The 20,851-nt window shown below is 46.4% G+C and carries 19 protein-coding genes; 6 read left to right on the top strand and 13 right to left on the bottom strand.

From position 1 onward, the window contains the following. Nucleotides 1-170 precede the first annotated feature (170 nt). The 5 genes from DIJ65_RS16360 to DIJ65_RS13020 form a co-directional block, all read right to left on the bottom strand. Nucleotides 171-332: a hypothetical protein gene (locus DIJ65_RS16360; RefSeq protein ID WP_154706075.1), complete on the bottom strand. Its 162-nt coding sequence runs from the start codon at nucleotides 330-332 to the stop codon at nucleotides 171-173. Nucleotides 333-338: 6 nt separating this feature from the next. Further along, nucleotides 339-1,568, bottom strand: coding sequence for a helix-turn-helix domain-containing protein (locus DIJ65_RS13035; protein WP_071152116.1), 1,230 nt, complete (start codon nucleotides 1,566-1,568; stop codon nucleotides 339-341). A gap of 90 nt (nucleotides 1,569-1,658) precedes the next feature. Then, complete coding sequence (locus DIJ65_RS13030) at nucleotides 1,659-2,921, bottom strand: S8 family peptidase (protein ID WP_142836501.1); 1,263 nt, start codon at nucleotides 2,919-2,921, stop codon at nucleotides 1,659-1,661. Between the two features lie 345 nt (nucleotides 2,922-3,266). Continuing rightward, entirely contained in the window at nucleotides 3,267-4,529 is a 1,263-nt protein-coding gene (locus DIJ65_RS13025; RefSeq protein ID WP_117302823.1) for a S8 family peptidase, read from the bottom strand. Between the two features lie 656 nt (nucleotides 4,530-5,185). Beyond that, nucleotides 5,186-6,622, bottom strand: a complete 1,437-nt coding sequence (locus DIJ65_RS13020; RefSeq protein ID WP_230321408.1) for an amidase — start codon at nucleotides 6,620-6,622, stop codon at nucleotides 5,186-5,188. Nucleotides 6,623-6,868: 246 nt separating this feature from the next. Here DIJ65_RS13020 and cysK point away from each other — a divergent pair, with 246 nt between their 5' ends. After that, complete coding sequence (gene cysK / locus DIJ65_RS13015; RefSeq protein WP_117302825.1) at nucleotides 6,869-7,786, top strand: cysteine synthase A; 918 nt, start codon at nucleotides 6,869-6,871, stop codon at nucleotides 7,784-7,786. A gap of 72 nt (nucleotides 7,787-7,858) precedes the next feature. On the opposite strand, the gene DIJ65_RS13010 is transcribed toward cysK, so the two are convergent. Then, entirely contained in the window at nucleotides 7,859-8,137 is a 279-nt protein-coding gene (locus DIJ65_RS13010) for a hypothetical protein (RefSeq protein ID WP_117302827.1), read from the bottom strand. Nucleotides 8,138-8,560: 423 nt separating this feature from the next. Between DIJ65_RS13010 and DIJ65_RS13005 the strand changes: the two genes are divergently transcribed. Together DIJ65_RS13005 and DIJ65_RS13000 are read left to right on the top strand one after the other, a co-directional pair. Further along, nucleotides 8,561-9,700 (top strand): CapA family protein, encoded by a 1,140-nt coding sequence (locus DIJ65_RS13005; RefSeq protein WP_260678705.1) that lies wholly within the window; start codon nucleotides 8,561-8,563, stop codon nucleotides 9,698-9,700. Between the two features lie 33 nt (nucleotides 9,701-9,733). Continuing rightward, nucleotides 9,734-10,363 (top strand): GyrI-like domain-containing protein, encoded by a 630-nt coding sequence (locus DIJ65_RS13000; RefSeq protein WP_117302828.1) that lies wholly within the window; start codon nucleotides 9,734-9,736, stop codon nucleotides 10,361-10,363. An 89-nt stretch (nucleotides 10,364-10,452) separates the two neighbouring features. Here the strand turns inward: DIJ65_RS13000 and DIJ65_RS12995 are convergent, their stop codons facing one another. Next, nucleotides 10,453-11,295 carry a YitT family protein gene (locus DIJ65_RS12995; protein WP_117302830.1) on the bottom strand — a complete coding sequence of 281 codons (843 nt, stop codon included), beginning with the start codon at nucleotides 11,293-11,295 and terminating at the stop codon, nucleotides 10,453-10,455. Nucleotides 11,296-11,692: 397 nt separating this feature from the next. On the opposite strand from DIJ65_RS12995, the gene DIJ65_RS12990 reads away from it, so the two are divergent. Both DIJ65_RS12990 and DIJ65_RS12985 read left to right on the top strand, forming a co-directional pair. After that, the gene (locus DIJ65_RS12990; protein ID WP_117302832.1) at nucleotides 11,693-12,910 is read left to right on the top strand and encodes an EAL domain-containing protein; all 1,218 of its coding nucleotides are present in this window, start codon (nucleotides 11,693-11,695) and stop codon (nucleotides 12,908-12,910) included. A gap of 289 nt (nucleotides 12,911-13,199) precedes the next feature. Next, entirely contained in the window at nucleotides 13,200-14,261 is a 1,062-nt protein-coding gene (locus DIJ65_RS12985) for an LLM class flavin-dependent oxidoreductase (protein ID WP_117302834.1), read from the top strand. An 85-nt stretch (nucleotides 14,262-14,346) separates the two neighbouring features. On the opposite strand, the gene DIJ65_RS12980 is transcribed toward DIJ65_RS12985, so the two are convergent. The 3 genes from DIJ65_RS12980 to DIJ65_RS12970 all read right to left on the bottom strand — a co-directional run bounded on the left by DIJ65_RS12980 (nucleotide 14,347) and on the right by DIJ65_RS12970 (nucleotide 17,853). Further along, nucleotides 14,347-15,216 carry a PPK2 family polyphosphate kinase gene (locus DIJ65_RS12980; protein ID WP_117302835.1) on the bottom strand — a complete coding sequence of 290 codons (870 nt, stop codon included), beginning with the start codon at nucleotides 15,214-15,216 and terminating at the stop codon, nucleotides 14,347-14,349. A gap of 163 nt (nucleotides 15,217-15,379) precedes the next feature. Continuing rightward, nucleotides 15,380-16,129 (bottom strand): phosphatase PAP2 family protein, encoded by a 750-nt coding sequence (locus tag DIJ65_RS12975; protein ID WP_230321412.1) that lies wholly within the window; start codon nucleotides 16,127-16,129, stop codon nucleotides 15,380-15,382. Between the two features lie 527 nt (nucleotides 16,130-16,656). Then, nucleotides 16,657-17,853, bottom strand: coding sequence for a M14 family zinc carboxypeptidase (locus tag DIJ65_RS12970; protein WP_230321413.1), 1,197 nt, complete (start codon nucleotides 17,851-17,853; stop codon nucleotides 16,657-16,659). A gap of 348 nt (nucleotides 17,854-18,201) precedes the next feature. Here DIJ65_RS12970 and DIJ65_RS12965 point away from each other — a divergent pair, with 348 nt between their 5' ends. Beyond that, entirely contained in the window at nucleotides 18,202-19,056 is an 855-nt protein-coding gene (locus DIJ65_RS12965) for a GNAT family N-acetyltransferase (protein WP_117302838.1), read from the top strand. Between the two features lie 124 nt (nucleotides 19,057-19,180). On the opposite strand, the gene DIJ65_RS12960 is transcribed toward DIJ65_RS12965, so the two are convergent. The 3 genes from DIJ65_RS12960 to DIJ65_RS12950 all read right to left on the bottom strand — a co-directional run bounded on the left by DIJ65_RS12960 (nucleotide 19,181) and on the right by DIJ65_RS12950 (nucleotide 20,836). Continuing rightward, the gene (locus DIJ65_RS12960; protein WP_117302839.1) at nucleotides 19,181-19,978 is read right to left on the bottom strand and encodes an SDR family NAD(P)-dependent oxidoreductase; all 798 of its coding nucleotides are present in this window, start codon (nucleotides 19,976-19,978) and stop codon (nucleotides 19,181-19,183) included. Nucleotides 19,979-20,148: 170 nt separating this feature from the next. Next, entirely contained in the window at nucleotides 20,149-20,331 is a 183-nt protein-coding gene (locus tag DIJ65_RS12955; RefSeq protein ID WP_185959554.1) for a hypothetical protein, read from the bottom strand. Nucleotides 20,332-20,356: 25 nt separating this feature from the next. Then, complete coding sequence (locus tag DIJ65_RS12950) at nucleotides 20,357-20,836, bottom strand: NUDIX hydrolase (protein ID WP_117302840.1); 480 nt, start codon at nucleotides 20,834-20,836, stop codon at nucleotides 20,357-20,359. Nucleotides 20,837-20,851 lie beyond the last annotated feature (15 nt).

The raw sequence follows: 20,851 nt of genomic DNA, 5'->3' as shown, positions 1-20,851 counted from the left end.
TGCCGCCCGCTTCCTTCAGATTCCACGTCGCCGTGGACACCCTTGCGCTTGGCTAACTGTTACTTCTGCCTTCACAGTTCGGGACTCGCACCCTATAGATTACGCCCATGCCGGGCACACCAAAAAAGCTCCCGGGGCTTGTGCCGGGAGCTTTGGAACAAACCGCTATTTTACAGGGGGGGTAAAATAGTCGGAATTGAGTTTTCCTGTACATCGCCGGAAGCGGCGACAGCAGTGGAGCCATCCACCTGTGAAGCTGCGGGAGCCCACGCCCCCATCACCATCATGGCCGCAGCCACTCCAGTCAATAAGATCAATTTCGCTTTTTTCATATCAATTCATCCTCCGTTTCTGGCGTAATAGGATTGATAATACATCGCCTTTTCCCATTGCTGTTCACGTTGAAAGTGTTCAGCCAGTTCCAAAGCGATCTTTTTGCTTTCTCTTATGTAACCATGTTTTCTGAAAAATGGGAACATTTTTTCTTCTGAATAAGTCAAAAGGTCTGGTTGGGAAAAATTTCGCTTCTCGAAATAATTTAAGTATAAAAGAAAATATTCGTCTTCGGGCCCTGCCGACAGCTCCCTTAGTTCCTTTACGCACTCCCAAGCATCGGCCCCAATTTCCACCGCAGTTTCAATCAGGCTGACCAAGACTGCTTTGTAGAAAAATGTATCTTTTGACATGATTTCATGCAGTTCGATCAACAGATCAAAAGCCTGGCTGTGCTCGTGACGGGTTTTCATCAATTCAGCAAAATTATACAATGTCTGATTGTATAATTCCTTCTGATCCATCAGTCTGGTATTGCGCTTCAGCACTTCGAATATCCCCGCAGCCTGCACAAGCAAATTACGTCTCATGTAATTGATGGCCAGCAGCAATTGGGCATGGAGGAGCCGGATGTAATTGTAATTGAGCTTGAAATACTGCACGGACAATTCGGCGTAATGGGCCGACAATTCATATTGCTCATGCATGATCAGCAACCGGGCCTTCTGGTAATAGAATTCCCCCTCGAATTTCTGTGGAATGCTCTGCATTCCCCCGTCGAGGGATTTTGCATATTCCATGGCCAGTTCTTTTTTATTGGCCTGGGTAAAGTAAAGCGATAAAAAGAGCTGATGCATCCAGGTTTCCGATTCCGTAAAGGAATTCTTCAAACGTTCCAGCAGTTCTTTTTGACGGTCAGACCTGTTTTGATCCTGTATATACAAATAGTAGCGGAACTTATACAATTCATAGCGATTCACAAGATCGGTAGATTGGATATATTCATCATCTTCCTGCAATTTACTGTATTGCTCCTCCATCTGCTCAAGGTCGTAATGCAGCAAACAGATGACGAAATCATTCAATTGGCGTTCCAGACGCTCCCGTTTCACCACTTCCTTTTTCCACTGAACCCCCATTTTGGATAATAAAGCTTCGATTGTTGATTCATGCGGCGTATATGTATTGGATTCAATCTTGCTCAGATGTGAAATAGAACAGATGCCGTCGGCCAGTTGGGATTGCGTCATATTGTTTTTTGACCGGTAATATTTGATTACGGACCCGACATTCATAGCCTCACCCTTTTGTGTCAGATTAATAAAATAATACCATATAAAAACAGTTCCAGTGTAACACCGGAACTGCTCTTGCAGATGAATCTTTTATTGTGCTTTGGCAAATCCGAACCCTGATGCAATATCATCACCGGAGCCTGCACTATTACCTGACAGGATATCGTTTTCATAAGCGCGGGATTGCAAATCGCCTCTAATATCCACATTCGAAGCTGTCGGATATTGCGCCCAGATTTTCGCTGCAAGGCCTGCTGCGTGTGGTGAAGCCATTGACGTTCCGCTGATTGTTGCGTAACCGCCATCATACCAGGTAGAATAAACTGCTGCACCAGGCGCTGAAATTTCAACGTCGCCTTTTTGGATCACATAATCTCCTGCTGTACGTTTATGACCGCGGGATGAGAAATCCGCTACACGATAAGTGCCATTCTGAATTGTATCTTCAAGAGCAGCGACTGCCACTGCGTTAACCAGCGCACCCGGATAACCGATCGAACCTGGTTTTGGACCCGAGTTTCCTGCTGCTGCAATGATCAATACGCCTTTGTTATAGGCATAGTCCACTGCATTCGTAATCAGGCTGCTTTCACCCGAAGAACCAAGAGACATGTTGATGACAACTTTTGTATTAAGGGCAGTTGCCTGATCACCGGCGTGGCGAATTGCCACCGCGATATCGTCGGCGTAACCGGAACCGTCATCGCCAAGTACTTTGTAAGCCCACAGATCCGCATCCGGTGCCACACCATATACACCGCTTCCAGTGCCGCCGTCAGCCAAAGCTGATCCGGCCACGTGTGTACCGTGCCCCTGGCGGTCTGTACAGCTGTTATCCGTGAAACTTGTACCTACAGTGAAATCTTTGCATTGCTCCACACTATTTTTCAAATCCGGATGATTTGTATTGACGCCCGTATCCAGAACTGCAATATTGATGCCGCTGCCACCACTTGTTTGAGTGATGCTGCTGTTATTATAGATGGCTTTGATGCCCCAGGGCGTTGACTGGGATGCAGCCATCGCTTCGTATAAAGCTTCCGGCTTGTCCGTAGCAGTCGCTATTTCCAACTCCGGAACTTTTTCTACAGTTAAGTTTTTATTTTTCTCTAAAGCATTGAATTGTTTCTCATTCATATCGGTTGTAAAACCTTCCGCAGCGAAATCCCAATGTACACCGTACTGCTGTTTCACATTCTTCAGGCTGTTCTGATCGGCTGAGTCAACCAGTACCCGGAATTTTTCATTGCCATTGGCTGCTGCATTTCCTTCATCGGCGCTTACCCCCATTGAAGGCAATATCAAAGTGACTGCCAGCATTGCAGTTGTGAAAATCTTTCCTGATCTCTTCATACATCAATCTCCTATCCCTATATGTTTTTTTATGGCAATAAATTCGATGATGCGGCGTCCCGCAACTTCCCTGCCACACACCTAACGTTAGCAGAAGAATACTGATAGCGTAATTGGGAAAAACATTGTCGAATTTAGTAAATTTTCAGCAACCGGGACTAATCGATAGATAAATAGTCCCAAATTTAAAAGTGACAGTGTTTCAGCGCAATTAAAGGGGTTCTGTCACAAATATTTAAGCAATACTGCGCATTGTTCGAGATACACCTTGAAGATGCATTAAACGACAATATATAAAAAGCAGTTCCGGCGTAACACCGGAACTGCTCTTGCAGATGAATCTTCTTATTGAACTGTTGCAAACCCGAACCCTGAAGCAAAATCATCTCCATATCCAGCGTAGTAGCCGGAAAGGATGTCGTTTTCATAAGCGCGATACTGCAATTCGCCTCTCACATCCACATTTGAAGCGGATGGATATTGCGCCCAGATTTTCGCTGCAAGGCCTGCTGCGTGTGGTGAAGCCATTGACGTTCCGCTGATTGTCGCGTAGCCCCCATCAAACCAGGTGGAGTAGATTGCCGCACCCGGCGCTGAAATTTCCACATCGCCTTTTTGGATGGAGTAATCACCATCAGTCCAGCTGTAACCGCGTGAAGAGAAGTCCGCAACGCGGTACGTTCCGTTTTGCACAGTGTTTTCAAGTGCCGCTACTGCCACCGCATTCACCAATGCACCAGGATAACCGATTGACCCTTGGTATGGCCCCTCATTTCCTGCTGCTGCAATGACAAGAACGCCTTTATTATATGAATAGTCCACTGCATTCGTAATCAGGCTGCTTTCACCTGAAGAACCCAGTGACATGTTGATGACCACTTTTGTGTTAAGTGCCGTTGCCTGATCGCCTGCGTGGCGGATAGCTGCGGCGATGTCATCCGCATAACCGGATCCGTCATCACCCAATACTTTGTAAGCCCAAAGGTCTGCGTCCGGTGCCACGCCGTAGACGCCACTGCCTGTCCCGCCATCAGCCAAAGCAGATCCGGCAACATGCGTTCCGTGGCCCTGGCGATCTGTACAGCTGTTATTCGTGTAGCTCGTGCCTACCGTGAAATCTTTGCACTGTTCCACATTATTGCGCAGATCCGGGTGATTCGTGTTGACCCCTGTATCCAGGACTGCGATATTGATGCCTCCACCGCCGCTCGTTTGTGTGATGCTGCTGTTATTATAGATGGCTTTGATGCCCCAGGGCGTTGACTGGGATGCCGCCATCGCTTCGTATAATGCTTCCGGCTTGTCCGTAGCAGTCGCTATTTCCAACTCCGGAACTTTTTCTACAGTTAAGTTTTTATTTTTCTCTAAAGCATTGAATTGTTTCTCATTCATATCGGTTGTAAAACCTTCCGCAGCGAAATCCCAATGTACACCGTACTGCTGTTTCACATTCTTCAGGCTGTTCTGATCGGCTGAGTCAACCAGTACCCGGAATTTTTCATTGCCATTGGCTGCTGCATTTCCTTCATCGGCGCTTACCCCCATTGAAGGCAATATCAAAGTGACTGCCAGCATTGCAGTTGTGAAAATCTTTCCTGATCTCTTCATACATCAATCTCCTATCCCTATATGTTTTTTATGGCCATACAATCCGGCGATGCGGCGTCCCGCAATCTCCCTGCCACATATTTAACGGTAGCAGAAGATGCTCATCCATGTAATTGGGAAAAGATTTGTCGAATTTTGGCTTTTTTTGTTAACCGGGATAAATCATTAGGTATATTGACACCATTCCAAGTCATACCTGTATTTGTGATTACAGAAGCTTCGCTTTTCATTCCATCCTACACAATAGTGCACTTTATTCGAGAATCCTCACTATATTTGATACAGTGAAATAGCCTTGATATGGTGTATTGAAGTAAATTACATAAGATCAAATCTAATTACCTATTCTACAAATTGCAGGAGGCTAATTTTGAAGAACGCATTAATCATTTATCTGGTAGGCGCATTACTCTTGCTGTCTATTGGAATTTATTCTCTGATCCAATTTTTCACCTCGTAAGGTACAAATACCGATTGTGGATCAGGAAGGCTTCTAGACTTATCCACTTCTCCGGAATCGTCCTTCATGTTTTTGAGGGCGATTCTTTTTCTTATGAAACGGAATGAATTTTGAAGCCCAATGCTATTTCCTCAATTCCCTTGCAAAGCAAAAAACCTGTGCGCTTTTAAAAAAGTGCACAGGTTTTTTATTTTCACTATAAAATGGCCCGTTTATAGGACTGAAAGTTCTGCTCCAGCCATTCGCCGAGTTGAAACAAAGCTTCTTCGTTGCCATTGCGGCTGATCAATTGGATGCCAATGGGCATGCCTTTTTCATCAGTTCCTGCTGGAACCGTCAATGACGGCAACCCCCATGTGTTGGCATAAGCGACGTACGGAAGATACTGGCGGAACGTTTTCCGGATAGAGAATATCTCCCGGTAAACCACTCCGTGCCGGGGTGCAGTCTTATGGTAGACCGGCATGATCAGGATGCGCTCTTTCAGGTAGTTCTCCAGGATGTGGTCTCCGTGCTGCAGAAAGTCCTCAATTTTTTTCAGCCGTTTTTCAGAAGGCTTGAAAAGGGACGCTCCGATCAAAGCCCAGGATAAATATCTGTGCACTTCAGATTTCCGATTCATGCGTTCCGTCAGGTAAGAGCGGTAAAGATTCTTTGCTTTGCCGCCGAAGGCTTCAGTTCTTGCATCAGAAGCCCCGTCAATCGACATGATTTCCTGCCATATTTCAGTAGAATCCTTAAAGTAGGGCGGAATTTCACGCTCGGTATTAAAATCCGGCGAACTCTTGTGGTGTATGGAATCAAGAAGTTTCCGAGTATGGTCGGCCATCGGGTAATCTGTATCCGGAATGATATTGAACGTGAAGCTTTCCAACTTTCTTTCCGGCGCTTTTTGTTTCGCGACTATGTTGTATATGGTCCTTGCATCTCTGACACTTTTTGCAATCGGTCCGATGCCAAGCATCCTGTCCTGCAACTCCTGTTTTACAACGGGATAGCTTCCTTCCGGTGAAACTTGTCCCTTTCCCGACTTGAAGCCGACGACTCCATTGAAATGGCCAGGAAACCGGATGGATCCGCCAATGTCAGAACCAAGTCCGGCAGCGGCACCGCCAGCTGCTATCAAAGCACCTTCCCCACCGCTCGATCCACCTGCCGTCCTGTGCAGGTCCCGCGGATTATTTGTACGTCCATAAAGCTTGTTTTCAGTTTCCTGGCAAAAACACAGCTCCGGCGTATTGCTTTTGCCGAGAATGATGGCGCCTTCCGCCCGAAGTTTCCGAACGACTTCCGCATCACGGTCCATCACAAAGTCTTTGCGCCCGAGTAAGCCGCCGGTCGTTTTCATGCCGCCCACATCAAATGCTTCTTTTATGCTGATCGGCACACCGAACAATACTCCCGCTGCTTCTTCTGATGCCAGCCTGCAATCAGCACTGTCAGCTTCCCGCAAGGCTTCATCAAACCGGTTTTCAACAAGGCAATTCACAGAAGGATTGATCCTGTTCAGATGCTCAATATAGATCTCCACGATCTGGCGGGAATTGAGCTTCTTTTCTTTTAACAACTGTGCAACTTCTGTGGCATCCATGTCCAAAACCATGGAATCCACTAACTCAGGAGTTTTTACCATATGGAGCGCCTCCGATTCATTTATTAGCTTTATTATACACATAATTAACAAATAAAGGTATATTATTTATTCAAAAGTCACAATTAATCTAAATATCATTAGGTCTAATTTCTAAAATCTATCTTATCTCAGTTGCAGCCGTGTAAAGGTAAATAAGCCATAGGATTTGTCGGAATTGCCTCCGGTATACTACAATCATAAAAACAGGACTTACATTTTATTCGTCAGGAAAGGTTGTTTTTATACATGAAACCAGTCGACAATATAACTGATCTGATCGGAGAAACACCGGTCGTAAAATTGAACCGCATTGTACCGGAAGGCGCTGCGGACGTCTACGTAAAATTAGAGATGTTCAATCCTTCCAAAAGCGTTAAAGACCGTGCCGCCTTTAACATGATCAAGACGGCAGAAGAGCAGGGTATCATTAGAGCAGGGGCCACGATCATTGAACCCACGAGCGGCAATACAGGCATCGGGCTGGCCATGGTGGCTGCCGCCAAAGGCTACCGTGCCATTTTGGTGCTGCCGGATAATGCCACAAAAGAACGCATTAACCTGTTAAAGGCATTTGGGGCTGAAGTCGTCCTCACTCCGGATCACGAAAAAATGCCGGGTGCCATAAAAAAGGCGCAGGAACTGCAATCCGGCATACCCAACAGTTTCATTCCCCAGCAATTTGAAAACCAGGCGAATCCGGATATCCACCGCTCTACGACGGCCCGTGAAATCCTGGAGCAGATGGAAGGCAAACTCGATGCTTTTGTCGCCTCTGCCGGAACCGGCGGGACCATTACCGGGACAGGCGAAGCGTTAAAGGAAGAACTGCCTGAACTGTATATCGCCGTCGTCGAACCGAAAGGCTCTCCTGTTTTGTCCGGCGGCAAACCCGGCAAGCATAAATTGGTCGGAACCAGCCCCGGGTTTATTCCAGACATTCTGAATACCCATGTTTATGACGAAATTTTTGCGATCGAAGATGAGGACGCAATCGATATTTTCAGGAGAGTGGCGCGGGAAGAAGGCATATTTGTCGGTCCTTCCGCGGGAGCCACCATTTTCGCCGCAATTGAAATCGCCAAGCGCCTGGGCAAAGGCAAACGAGTGCTGTGCATCGCCCCGGATACCGGTGAACGTTACTTGAGCATGAACCTGTTCGACTGACATCTAATAGAAGATATAGAAAAAGGCCGGAACCTGTTATGGGTTTCGGCCTTTTTGGCGATGTTTGAAAAATCAGGACAGCGTGATGAACTTTACATGTTCATAAGTCAGAAGCTTTTTGAATTTGGCTTTTTCGTCATTATTTTTGAGAAGCTTATCTACATTGCTGTTCAAGCCGAGGTAACGCGTCACCTTTCGATTATTCCAGATAAGGTGATTATAGCGGAAGTCATCTTCCAGTTCAGCAAACCATGGATCGTTTTTCAGAATTCCGACGTTCTTCTCCAAACGTCTCTTTGGAGTAAAGAAATAAGCAAATATCTCACTCACCAATTCGATTATGAACTCCATTTGTTACCCCCCTGCATCCGACCTGTTTTCAAAAATTTCCGATTTTCCATATTTAATTTCAAGTATACTCTATTTTCAAAAAATTGGAATAGAATCTCCTAAATTATTTCTTTTTTAAGATTGTTACCCACTCATTTCGATAAGGCCCGTAAAAATCCAGAGTTCAAAATCTATCTATTTCTCCGGATCCAGTGCGGCGTAGCGGGACCATCCCATTGGTATCCGGCATAAAATTGACCATTCATTAAACAAAAAGCACTAGTCAATACCCGACTAGTGTTGTAGTATGTTATTAAACATCTATTTTCAATACACATTTTTATCAAATATATATTTTATCAGAATTTTCCGTTTTTAAAAAACTTTAATTTCCAGTTGTTTCATGCCTTTATAACTACATTATGTGTTTGGAGAGTGGTCAGGTTGAATCCAATTCGCTATTTCACCTTTTTGGTAATGCTGCTGATGGTCCTTCTGATGGCCGGTTGCATCGCTGTTCAAGTTCCCGCCGTCCTTGTAATGGAAGAAACTGAATTTGAAACACGGAAATCCACCACCGATATACCGGATTTCTCCCAGGTCCGGACAGTGTCACTGTCAGCTGTGGGTGACATCCTGATCCACAGCAAAGTTTATAATGCCGCCCAAACTCCGGGTGGCTATGATTTCGACCCCATGTTCGAGAAAGTGAAACCCTATATGGAAAGAGCCGATATTACTGTCGCCAATTCCGAAAGCATCATTGGCGGTTCCGGGATCGGATTGTCGACATACCCTTCTTTCAACAGTCCTTTTGAGGTTGGCGATGCCTTAAAGGATGCTGGGGTTGACGTTGTTGCCATGGCCAATAACCATACGCTTGACAGAGGCGTCCCGGCTATCGAAAATGCCATCAATTATTGGGATGAAATTGGAATGGAACGTACAGGTTCTTATTTATCTGCCGAAGAACGTGAAGAGATAACGCTGATGACTGCAAATGACATTACATTTTCGTTTCTTTCCTATACTTATGGAACAAATGGCGTCCCAACACCTCCGGGCAGAGAATACCTGGTGAACCGGATCGACAAGGAATTGATCAAAAGGGATCTGCAGCGTGCCAGGGAGCAATCCGAAGTGGTGGTCCTGAACCTGCACTTCGGTGATGAATACCAGCCGATGCCGAATGAATCACAGATTGATCTCGCCCATTTCGCAGCAGAAAACGGCGCAGACATCATACTTGGCCACCACCCGCATGTCCTGCAGCCTCCCGCGTGGATTGAAACATCTGATGGACGCCAGGTATTTGTCATCTATTCGCTGGGCAATTTCCTGTCGGGGCAAAACGAAATTCCACGTCAAATTGGTACAATCCTGACAATTCAAGTGGAAAAGAAAGTCGCAGAGGGCACCTCTGAAATTGTATTAAAAGATCCGTCATTCACAAATACATTTGTGAAAAATAGAGATTACAGTTGGTTTGAAATTGATTTACTTGAAAATGTCCACCCCAATTTGAACAAGGAAGTAAAAGCGCATCTGTCTTCATGGATCAGTGATCTGGAGTTTAATGAATAGCTTTACACTTACAGGAAAAGACAGGAGGATTTTATGAAGCATGAATGGCGTAAAGTTGAAAGAGAATTGTATCTGCCCCCTTCATCCCCGGTGTTGATCCAGGTCCCGAAGCAGCGATTTTTTGCAATTCAAGGGAAAGGCGATCCGAACAGCGAAGATTTCGCCAGACGGATAGAAGTTCTCTATTCACTTGCTTATGCCGTTCGCATGATGCCGAAAACAGGTTTTATCCCCCCTGGCTATTATGAATACACTGTGTATCCGCTTGAAGCGGTATGGTGCCTTACCGAAAAAGGAAAGGAGCTTCCCACACTTGATAAAAATGAATTTCTCTACACGTTAATGATCCGGCAGCCGGATTTTGCGGATAACGGGACTATATTGAAAGCTTATGAAATTGCTGGCCAAAAAAAACCTGATGAACTGTTGAATGAAGTGGTGTTCGAAGAATTTGAAGAGGGATTGGCTGTACAGATTTTGCACGAAGGCCCTTATGATGATGAACCGGCTTCGTTTGAAAAAATCGACCGCTTTCTCGAAGAAAATGACTTGCAGCGCAGCAGCAAGAAGCATCGGGAAATCTATTTGAATGATTTTCGAAAAACAGCTCCTTCCAAACTGAAAACCGTTATCCGCTGCAAGGTGGAGAAGGTCATGCCATAAGGAGCCAAGTCACTCGACTTGGCTTTTCCAGCTTTCCGTTATGGTATTAAAAAGCCGTTTCCCCTAAAAGAGGAAACGGCTTTGTCCGGTCATGCCGGGGATTTCTTGAAATTATTGTCTCTTCGGAAATTGCCCATAACTTCCATTGTCTCATTGATGCTGACAAATGCATTGGGGTCAATCGATTTGATGAGCGGACGCACTAATGCCAGCTCGTATCGTGAAATGACAGTATAGAGCACTTTGACTTTGTTGCCGGAATAGGCGCCTTCCCCATCCGTAACGGTAATGCCGCGGTAAAGGCTCTCCAGCAGTTTTGTTTTCACTTCGTCGCCTTTGCTGGTCACGACCATCAGGCTTAGCTTGATATGGCGTGTATGGATCCGGTCAACCACCAGTCCGGTGATGTAGATCGATGCCATCGTGTACATCGCCAGTTCCCAGGAAAAGATAAACCCTGACACAAAGACGACAAGGCTGTTCAGTGAAAACACCATAAAGCCGAGTGGAATATCGCGTTTCATGGTCATCAGAAGACCAACGACATCGAAACCGCCGGTGGACCCGTAGAACCGGATGATGAACCCTACTCCGATTCCGACCAGGACTCCGCCGAATACGGAAGACAACAGCGCGTCTTCTGTCACTTTCATGACCGGAATGTACACCATGGAAATTGATGTGACCGCCACTGAATAGATGCTGTTGGCGATGAACATCTTGCCGAGCTTCATCCATCCCAGAATCAGGATCGGTATGTTCAGGATGAGCAGCCAGATCCCCGCATTGATGGGTGTCATCAAGCTGAAAATCATCGCAACCCCAGTAATTCCTCCTGACAGAATTTCATGCGGCAATAAAAACATATTAAATGAAAATCCGAGTAACACTGATCCTGCAAAAATGATCAGTCCGCTATAAATTTTATCCATAATGATTCCTCGTTCCTTTATTTTTCTCATTGTCGATCATAAGCCAAGAAAAAAAAGCCATGCAGATGCATTCAGCCTTTTTTGAAAGTGAATGGTTCTCTTGCCCCGCTCGTGGCACAATGTTTCAAATTATAGGGGATAGCCGGTAGCATTTGCAAGCTTTTTTGTTCGGATTGTGCAACCTTTTCTAAGCATTGCATGCCATGCCGTTACCCAGCTTCAAGTCCCCGCTCCTAAAGGCTTATAGTCGGAATATTGAGGGATTTGCCGATACTCAAACGGAACAGGAAATACATTGATGAAACTACAAAACATTGCCGAAGCGGTATGCAAAGCGAAATTTTCCAATTGAACTCATTTATCCAAGAATATTTTCAAACCAAAGGAGGCGAATGATGTGGATCCCTTGCTTGTTCTCGAAAACCTGCACAATGTTAAACCCGTTTTTCAGCCGATTGTCAGTGCTGTAAAACATACGATCGTCGGCTACGAAGTGCGAGGAAGGTTCAAGTATCAGAATGAGTGGCAGAGTCTCGGCGAATTTTTCCAAAATCCCGATGTTCCCGATGACTTTAAAATAGAAGTCGATACCCACCTGCTGAAATTGGCAATGGAGGAAATGCTTGATCACGGCAATGGCTGCATCCTCTTCCTGTACCGTGATGCCAGGCAATTGCTGGTCAATGGAGGCGGTGACTTTCTCAGTGTCCTGAAAGAATATGAAGAAAAAGGGTTCTCGTTGGAACGGATTGTATTGGAAATTACAGAGCATGCATTTGAAAAGGACTTTGAGGCATTAAACCACCTTTTGATGTATTACAAAACATACGGAATCCAGATTGCTGTCGACCATGTCGGAGCCAAAAGTTCAAACATAGACCGGATCCGGCAGTTAAAGCCGGACATCCTTAAAATCGATACCGCCGTTATCCGTACAAACAGACCCGATGTGTTCCAGGATATTGTCTACTCCCTGTCCCTGCTGGCACGCCGCATCGGCGCAAAATTATCCTATGAACATATCGAAGATGGACATCAGCTTCATTTCGCCTGGAAACATGGTGGACATTATTACCAGGGATACTATTTGGCGGAGCCCGCTTTCAACCTTCTTTCCAATGATTCACTTCAAGTGGACATAGGCGACAGTATCCAGGGATTTATTGACCAGGAAAAACTGTTGATCGCCAAACGGCTCACTTTCTCTGCCAACTGTGAAGAGATTGTGAAAAAACTCGCTTTCAAATGGACAGGAGCTGAACATGCGGATGATTTCATGAAATTTTTGGCTGTGCCTTTTTCCCATGAAAGCTTTCGGATATATATCTGCAACGCAAACGGACAGCAGGTTTCATCCAATTATCGGAAACGGGAAAATGGCTGGGAAATCGAAACAGGGCAAAAAGGGGCGCATTGGGCATTCCGGCCTTACTTCCTGGAAAATATCATGCGCATGAAAAAATGGCCGCGCGGAATTCTGTCCGACACTTATTCAGACATTGAGACCGGCGATATTGTTCGAACTTTCAGCTACCCCTTGTCAGCCGACAGTTTTCTATTCATCGATATCAGCGGTGAGTACTTATTTGAAAATGATTATCTCCTGCGCCATTAATGGTTTGTTTTGCCTTCCACCTGAAACGGGTAATGGACATTATCATCCAGGAAGGTGTGATTGTTATGCGCGTGTCGTGTGTCGGTAGTCTGATTATCTCCATCGTCCTGTCAATCATCTTGACGATAATATTGAACCTGCTGTTTTTCTAGGTCAGACATAATAATTTCCAATGCCATTCCCCCTTTCAGGCGGGATGGCATTTTGTGTTCGAGTTTTTATCACCGAGCATCGATTCAGCATCTTTGGAAAAGTTATAGCATAATGGATTTCAGAAAGGGTGTTTTATTTGGAAAAATATCGCATGGATCAAGATAAAGGACTGGAGTTCGGACTCTATACACTGGGCGACCACATTCCGAACCCACATACCAAAGAGCGGATTCCTGCTGGCCAGCGCCTTCAGGAAATTATTGAGTTGGCGAAGCTTGCCGATCAGGCCGGCCTCGACTTTTTCAGCGTCGGAGAAAGCCATCAGGAGTATTTCACCACCCAGGCGCACAGTGTCGTGCTGGCAGCGATTGCGCAGGCAACCGAAAGGATAAAAATTGCCAGTTCTTCGACCATCATCTCGACCTCAGATCCCGTCCGCGTGTTCGAAGATTTTGCAACCATCGACCTGATTTCAAACGGGCGCGCTGAGCTTGTTGCCGGACGGGCTTCCCGCGTCGGCCTGTTCGAATTACTGGGCTATGACATCCGGCATTACGAGGAGTTATATGAAGAGAAATTCGATTTATTGCTGAAAATCAGCCGGGAAAAATCCGTCAATTGGGATGGCCGGTTCCGTTCCCCGCTGCGTGACGCTGAAGTGATTCCCCGCCCTCACGGGGGCATAATGCCGATCTGGCGTGCCGTCGGCGGATCGCCTCCAAGTGCCATCAAAGCCGGCAATGCCGGAGTGCCGATGTTTCTCGCCACACTCGGCGGTCCCGCCATGAGCTTTAAAAACACCATCGATGCCTACCGTGGGGCTGCGGAGGAAAACGGCTTCGATTCAGCTTCCCTCCCTGTAGCTACAGCCGGTTTTTTCCATGTCGCCGAAACGAGCCAACAGGCCTTGGAGGAATATTACCCCTATATCAATGAAGGGATGAAAGTGACGAACGGACGAGGATTCCCTGAATATCAATTTATGCACGGAGGAGATAGCCAGAGCGTCATGAATATCGGGAGCCCGCAGCAGGTCATCGAAAAAATCCTCTACCAGCATGAATTGTTCGGCCATCAACGCTCCATCGGCCAGATGGATTTTGGCGGTGTCCCATTCGATCGACTGATGAAGAATGTAGAATTGATAGGAAATGAAATTCTTCCCGCCATCAAAAAATACACTGCCAAAAAAGAATAGAAGGAAAAAGGCTGCCGGAGGAAAAAATTCCCGGCAGCCTTTTATAAACCCTGAATTCCCGATTATTCCCCAATTCTGAACTGCTTCATTGCGCTCCCTCTTCTTCCAGCTTCTTGATATATTCATCAAGTTTCTTCCGGTTCTCGTCGCTGACCGGGGGAAATTGGGGATCAAGATCAGTCAGCAGTTCATTCATGACCGAGGCGATGATATACCGTGAATACTGTTCATTATCAGCCGGCAATACATACCACGGTGCATGGTCAGTCGAGGTGTTGTTAAGCATGTCTTCGAATATTTCCTGATAGTCATCCCAATGCTCACGTTCTTCGACATCGTTGAATGAAAATTCCCAGTTTTTCTCGGGGTTCTTCATTCTCTTGAGCAACCGCTTGCGCTGTTCTTCTTTTGATACGTTGAAGAAGAACTTCACTACCGGAAATCCGTTTTCACTCAAATAGCGTTCGTAATCGTTTATTTGGCGAAAGCGGGTATCCCAGATTTTTTCATCGATAAGGTCGTCCGGCAAGGGTTCGTCTCCCAACAGACTGTGGACACGTGGAGCGATGACTTCTTCATAATGAGAGCGGTTCAGGATGCCGACTTCCCCTCTTGCCGGCAACCCGTCATGAATGCGCCAAAGATAGTCGTGGCTCAATTCATACTCGGAAGGTTTGCCCAGTGTCAGGATTTTCAGGCCCTGAGCATTCAGGTTCGAAAAAATATAAGTAATTGCTTCATCCTTGCCCGCCGCATCCATCGCCTGCAGCACAACCAGAATTCCTTTCTCTTCTTCGGCATTCAGTTTCAGGTGCAGTTCCTTTAATTTTTGAACCGCTTCGGGAATCAATTTATCTTCAAGTGCTTCTTCTTCACCTCTATGATTTTCAGATGTATTGAAATCTTTTAAATCAATTTGCACGTCGGGTTTGACCCGGTACTTGTCTATATCCATAAAAATGCCTCCGTTCTGATTAAGATGATCTGGGGAATTCCGCATTGGGTATATTCCCGAATTTTTGCAGAATTAACTTGATCTACCCGATTTATAAAATATCAGCTCTGAGCAAGAACGGTTCCCTGGAGGTTTTGGGGATGGAGTCCGCTTCTAATTCTTCTTATTTATCCACATTGCTGATTTTCCCCTTTGCCCCCCTTAAAATGGAACGGAGAATGTTTCGCAATCCTTTGACTGGACGTATGTCGCTCCCCGTCTGCCAATTTATCCATTCGAGCGCCGTCAGGCAGAGCAGCAGCCAAATGGTACCGGCAATATATCCTGCCACTACATCGCTCGGATAATGGGCACCAAGGTAAATGCAGCTGATGCCGATCAAAACCACCAGGACTGCCAGACTGAGGGACACGGTCCATTTAACCCATTCCTTCTGCGGTCCCCTGATGATCAAGAACATGATGAAGCCATAGAAAATCAGCGATCCCATTGAATGGCCACTGGGAAAACTGAAGCCTACCGCGTCTATCGCCTCATTGATCGATGGACGTTCCCTGCTGTAGAAACGCTTGAGCAGTGTGGTTAAAAGTCCGCCTCCACCGACTGCTGTGATGAAGAACAGCACACTCCATTTGTCTTTGGCTTTAAACCATAATGCCAGAATTACGACGATGGATAATGTGCCCAGGAACCAGACCGAGCCCAATTCCGTTATGAATATCATGATGAAATCCATGACCCCGCTTTGATTGGCCAATAGTAAAGTGATGATGGTATTGTCGAATATCCCGAATTCCTGCTCCATCACAACTTCTGCAAACTCTGCAAATAAAACGATGAACAAACCGGCAACACCCAAACCGCTGAGCAACAACAGCAAGGCAATTGCGATTTTTGTATTTTCTTTAACCACCAAATCGCTCCCCGCAACTTTCTTATTTTTTACTCTATACCCTGGGCGGGGCGCGCATGGTCCAGAAAACAACCTCAAAAAAACTGCCGGATGCATGTCCGGCAGTTTTCAGGCTGTCGAGAAACCGACAACTTCTCCAATCATTTCGCTCTAGGCGGACGCTTCATTCTGTTTTGTGCAGAATGGAAGTATCCACTTTCTAGCTTGCAACACACATAAAGTGTATTCCTTTATAGAAAGTGATCTGAGATATGGAGCAAAACAGCGAAGACGCCCAGGGGAGCAGGCGAATGCCGACGAAGTGCTGAGATCCACTCGGACGAAGTGAAACGAGACCGAGTTAGCTCAGCGCGAGCCAAGCGTGGCCGAAGATCTTCCGGCCGGCGCTTTGCGACGAAGCTAGCGCAGCGATGCAGGAGCACGGGTTTCAGGCAAGCGAAGCTGTTTTGCGGAATATCGATTTTAATGTTTCTTTCTCAACAAGCTGAAAACTGCCGGATGCATATCCGGCAGTTTTCAATTACTTATTAATTTGTCGGACGGTAAGCAGTCAATGGGATATCTTCGTAATCTTCCGGATCCAATTCCGTTACCGAACCGTCAGCAACACCTTCAATGATTGCGGAGAGCCCGCGTTCAACAGATTTGGACAATTGCCCTTTTTCTTTTTGGCCCATCATTTGCGTTTGGCCTCTTACTTCAAACAACACCGTTCCGCTGCCGTTCAAGGCATAAGAGCCAAGCGCAGTTCCCGGAAGATTCAATCCCTGGGAATAGAGGGAAACGTTTGTGAATTTCGATTCGCCATAGGACTGCAACTCGTTGTAAGCCAGCAAGTTCAATTGGCGGGAAAAATCGTAATCATACGTGTCGGCGTACTCCGCGTATTCAGCACCTGCTGCAGAACTTGGGTCAGGCACAAACTGGGCAGACAATGACAACGTCACCGGATCCGCAGTGCCGTCGACATAATACATTCCCTGGTGATGCAGATCGACAAAGACATCCACATTGCCGAATTCCTCCTGCAGTGATTTATAAACATCGCGGGAAGTTTGTGCTTCAGGTGTGATGAACCAGCCTGGCTGATTTGAAGCACCCGGGAAATCCTCGGCTTCCGGCACATAATCCAAATCAGGATTGAAGTCACGGTTTACATCGAATCCTGGATTGGCCGCATAATCATAGCTTTGGCTGACGCCGCGGTCGAAATAATTCCACGAAGGCGAAGCTCCTGACAATTGCGGATAATTATCCACAACATCACTCCACGTCATGCTGTTGCGGCGCTTGTCCGCTTCCGATGCATCCGGGTTCATCATCGGCATGAAAACAATGGTCACTTCTTCCAGCAGTTCTTTCGTCTCCTTGGAATTATTGGACAGGCTCTTCAACAAATTGAGGATTGCGACTGTGCCTGTTTTTTCATTGCCATGGATTTCGCTTTGGATCAGCAATACCTTGTCCCCGGTCCCGACTCGTGCGGTATAAATATCCAGCCCGTTGAACGATTGCCCAACCACGTCGACCTGCACGCTTCCCTTGCTTTTCGCCTCAAGCTGCAGCAATGATTTTGTCAGCTCTCCGTAATCGATGAAGCCTGAAATTGAATATTCATGATGATGGGTGTCCGTTTTCGCCTCATTTTCACCAGCATAGGCTGGCAAAGCCAGTGCTGTGCACAAACCAAGAACTCCCAAAGTGCTCGCCCAATTCTTTTTCAATAAAACCCTCTCCATTTCCGTTGAATTTTAATGCATGATGACAAACATGAACTCCCGGCCTCCCTGTTGTTTTGTCGTAAGATTGAAATTAGCATAGCAAACCAAAATTTAATTGTAAATATATTTTGAATATTCAATTCTTTAGTAATGTTTTTTTTATTTTTTCCAAAAATTTGCATGACTAAAGTGTGTGATAGCACTAATTACTTAGACTGTCTAAATATACAATTCGTAGGTCGAAGTAATTATTCAATCCAAAAAGACTCCATTAGCTTCCTTTCCGAATGCGCTTTAATCAGTTCGTGTTTATAATGGAAGGAAAGAGTGCGCAACAAGGAGTGTAATTCTATGGAAAAGCTGATCCGTGTTTTGACGAAAGAAGATCTGCCCAGCCTGAAAGCCATGGAAACCGGCATTGAAGACGACTACGTCATTCGGGTTTTCGACCGGATTTCTTCGGGCAACAATAAGCTTTTCGGCCTTTTCACAAATGGTCGGTTAGTAAGCATCGGGGGCATGACAGTGTTCGCCAAACATTACGCCATGCTGGGTCGCATGCGCAGTGACCTCCGGTTCCGGGGCAATGATTTGTCCACTACCCTCATGTCGAAAGTGCTGGAGGAAGCGTTTAAGCTTCCCGATATCCAATGGGTCGGCGCAAACACACAGGAAGAAAATCTGTCCGCTCAGCGGGTACTGAAGAAAATCGGCCTTGCCGAACGCCACGTAAGCTACGGGGCAACTGCCAAGGAGATTTCTTCCATGGAAAGTGGCGGAGCACCCTGGCAGCGCCAGGACAATCTCCGTCAAAAAAAACAATGGCTCCAGCAGCTTTTCGTGGAATCCGCTGCCGTTTTTCCGTACGAGTGCTATTACCCTTTTCCCGCTGCCGAGGGGATGTTTGCAGACAGCCAGGTCGCCCGGTGGAATTTCTTTGAAAATCCTGCAGGCGACCGGGTCCTCATCACAAAAAAAGATATGAAGAAATACCATTACCTGCATGCCGTTTATCCTTACGACGATGTTATGGAGCAGCCCGGTCTGTGGGAAACAATATCTTTAGCCCGGCAGGAACTGGCTGCCGAACTCAAGATGGACACCCAAATATGGATGGATTTGACGAAGGGGCAAGTTGCCTCCTTGCCGGAACACCACCCCTTTGCTCTGCCGTCGCCCTGGGTTCTGTTTGGCAAAGGCAGATGAAAAAATGCAAAGAACCACCGTTTCCTGTTGAAGGAAACGGTGGTTCTTTGCATTGGCGGCATGAAATAATGGAGTCATCCCTTTACGGTAATCAGCCGGCAGCATATTTCTCTTTCCCTATCTCCTACATCACACTGCCTCCGGAAATTTTCACAGATTCACCGACGATATTTCCTGCCGCATCCGTCAGAAGAAATGCAATCGTGTTCGCCACTTCTTCCGGCGTCGAAATGCGGCCGGATGGAATGCTCGCAACAGCTTCCTCCATTCCCTGTTCAAATGGGATGTTTTTCCGCTCCGCTTTTCTTCGGATGCTGTTGCGCGCCATTTCCGTATCCACATATCCCGGACATACCGCGTTGACCCGAATGCCGTATTCAATAGCCTCGAGCGCCATCGATTGTGTCCAGCCGACCAACGCAAATTTACTGGCGGCATATGCCGTATTGCCATGGGTCCCCCGCAGTCCCGATAAGCTCGCCAAGTTTACAATATCGCCTTCTTTCCTTGCCATCATCTTCCGGTAAATCTCCTGGGTCAGCAGAAACGTGCATTTATAATTCAGATTCATCAGCCTTTCAATAAATTCCTCGTCCAACTCTTCCACAGTACCGCCGCCCGCCACACCGGCAGAATTGACGAGCCCGTTTATAAAACCATGTGCCTGTTCCGCATGAGCGATCAGTTGCAGCCTTTCTTCGTTTTTTGTCAGATCTGCCTGTTTTACGAATATATTTTCTTCTGCCGTTATTTTTGACAGTTCATCAGCCAAACCGTTCAATTTCTCTTCATTGCGGCCGGTGATTGTCAATTTCGCGCCCATGGCCGCCACCACTTTTGCCGTCTCAAAGCCGATGCCTCCTGTTGCCCCTGTAATCAGGATATGTTTATGTGCCAATGCGTCATTTGCGAATACAGCCATCCAGAACCTTCCTCCTTGTCGTTCGTTAAATTCCTTTTCCCTTCTGAAAAAAGCCTAACCATACTTGGACGCACAATTCTCCAAAATTCTTCACTTTCGCCTCTTTTTTAATAACCTCCCAAATTTCAACATTATAAAAACCGGCTCCCCTTGGGGAGCCGGCTGTTAAGTTAGTTCTTCCTCTTCTTATCAACTTCGATCCGATAGACCAAATAGCCGATTCCCCCTACCCCGATAATGCCAAAAATCAGAGAGGGACTGTCGTAATTGCCGCTGAAAAAGCTGACCAAAAGACTTGCGCTTACCAGCGCCAATAGGAGCCAATGACTGTACTTGCCCAAAAATCGCAACATTTTACTCAACTGCCTCTCCAGAATTTCAAGTCACCTGCAAAAGGCGATTCGGATAAAATTTCTCCATATATTCATCTATGATACGCCGATGGCTTTTGACAATCCGCTCCGGCAATTCATGCGGGTAGAAGAATCTGAAACTGATCGATTCCAGCTCATCCACCGTCAATTCACCTTCATACGTTTCAGCGAAATACGCGGTCGTCACCACAAAGTATTCATCCCCATTTTCAGCTTTGACAAAATGATTCGCTCCTGAGTAGACATTGATGAGCTTCAAAGCGTTAACCACCAGTCCGGTTTCTTCAAATACTTCTCTCTTTGCGACATCCTCAGTCGACTCCCCGAGTTCCATAAGGCCACCCGCCAATCCCCAGGCCCCTGCCGGAAACCTTCTCTCTTCGAGCAGCAGCCGGCCCTGTTCATCAACGATGACCGCCACCGCACCGACCAGTATCAGTGGGCGGTGCCCCACTACTTCTCTTAAACCTTCGACGTACCCCATTTTCCTATCCCCTAT

The organism is Planococcus salinarum, assembly GCF_007004625.1.
Taxonomy (GTDB): domain Bacteria; phylum Bacillota; class Bacilli; order Bacillales_A; family Planococcaceae; genus Planococcus; species Planococcus salinarum.
This window is presented reverse-complemented; position numbering and strand designations above follow the sequence as displayed.

Coding starts and splice junctions, on each gene's coding strand:
- DIJ65_RS16360 (WP_154706075.1), bottom strand. CDS start 332: ATGAAAAAAGCGAAATTGATCTTATTGACTGGAGTGGCTGCGGCCATG.
- DIJ65_RS13035 (WP_071152116.1), bottom strand. CDS start 1,568: ATGAATGTCGGGTCCGTAATCAAATATTACCGGTCAAAAAACAATATG.
- DIJ65_RS13030 (WP_142836501.1), bottom strand. CDS start 2,921: ATGAAGAGATCAGGAAAGATTTTCACAACTGCAATGCTGGCAGTCACT.
- DIJ65_RS13025 (WP_117302823.1), bottom strand. CDS start 4,529: ATGAAGAGATCAGGAAAGATTTTCACAACTGCAATGCTGGCAGTCACT.
- DIJ65_RS13020 (WP_230321408.1), bottom strand. CDS start 6,622: ATGGTAAAAACTCCTGAGTTAGTGGATTCCATGGTTTTGGACATGGAT.
- cysK (WP_117302825.1), top strand. CDS start 6,869: ATGAAACCAGTCGACAATATAACTGATCTGATCGGAGAAACACCGGTC.
- DIJ65_RS13010 (WP_117302827.1), bottom strand. CDS start 8,137: ATGGAGTTCATAATCGAATTGGTGAGTGAGATATTTGCTTATTTCTTT.
- DIJ65_RS13000 (WP_117302828.1), top strand. CDS start 9,734: ATGAAGCATGAATGGCGTAAAGTTGAAAGAGAATTGTATCTGCCCCCT.
- DIJ65_RS12995 (WP_117302830.1), bottom strand. CDS start 11,295: ATGGATAAAATTTATAGCGGACTGATCATTTTTGCAGGATCAGTGTTA.
- DIJ65_RS12980 (WP_117302835.1), bottom strand. CDS start 15,216: ATGGATATAGACAAGTACCGGGTCAAACCCGACGTGCAAATTGATTTA.
- DIJ65_RS12965 (WP_117302838.1), top strand. CDS start 18,202: ATGGAAAAGCTGATCCGTGTTTTGACGAAAGAAGATCTGCCCAGCCTG.
- DIJ65_RS12960 (WP_117302839.1), bottom strand. CDS start 19,978: ATGGCTGTATTCGCAAATGACGCATTGGCACATAAACATATCCTGATT.
- DIJ65_RS12955 (WP_185959554.1), bottom strand. CDS start 20,331: ATGTTGCGATTTTTGGGCAAGTACAGTCATTGGCTCCTATTGGCGCTG.
- DIJ65_RS12950 (WP_117302840.1), bottom strand. CDS start 20,836: ATGGGGTACGTCGAAGGTTTAAGAGAAGTAGTGGGGCACCGCCCACTG.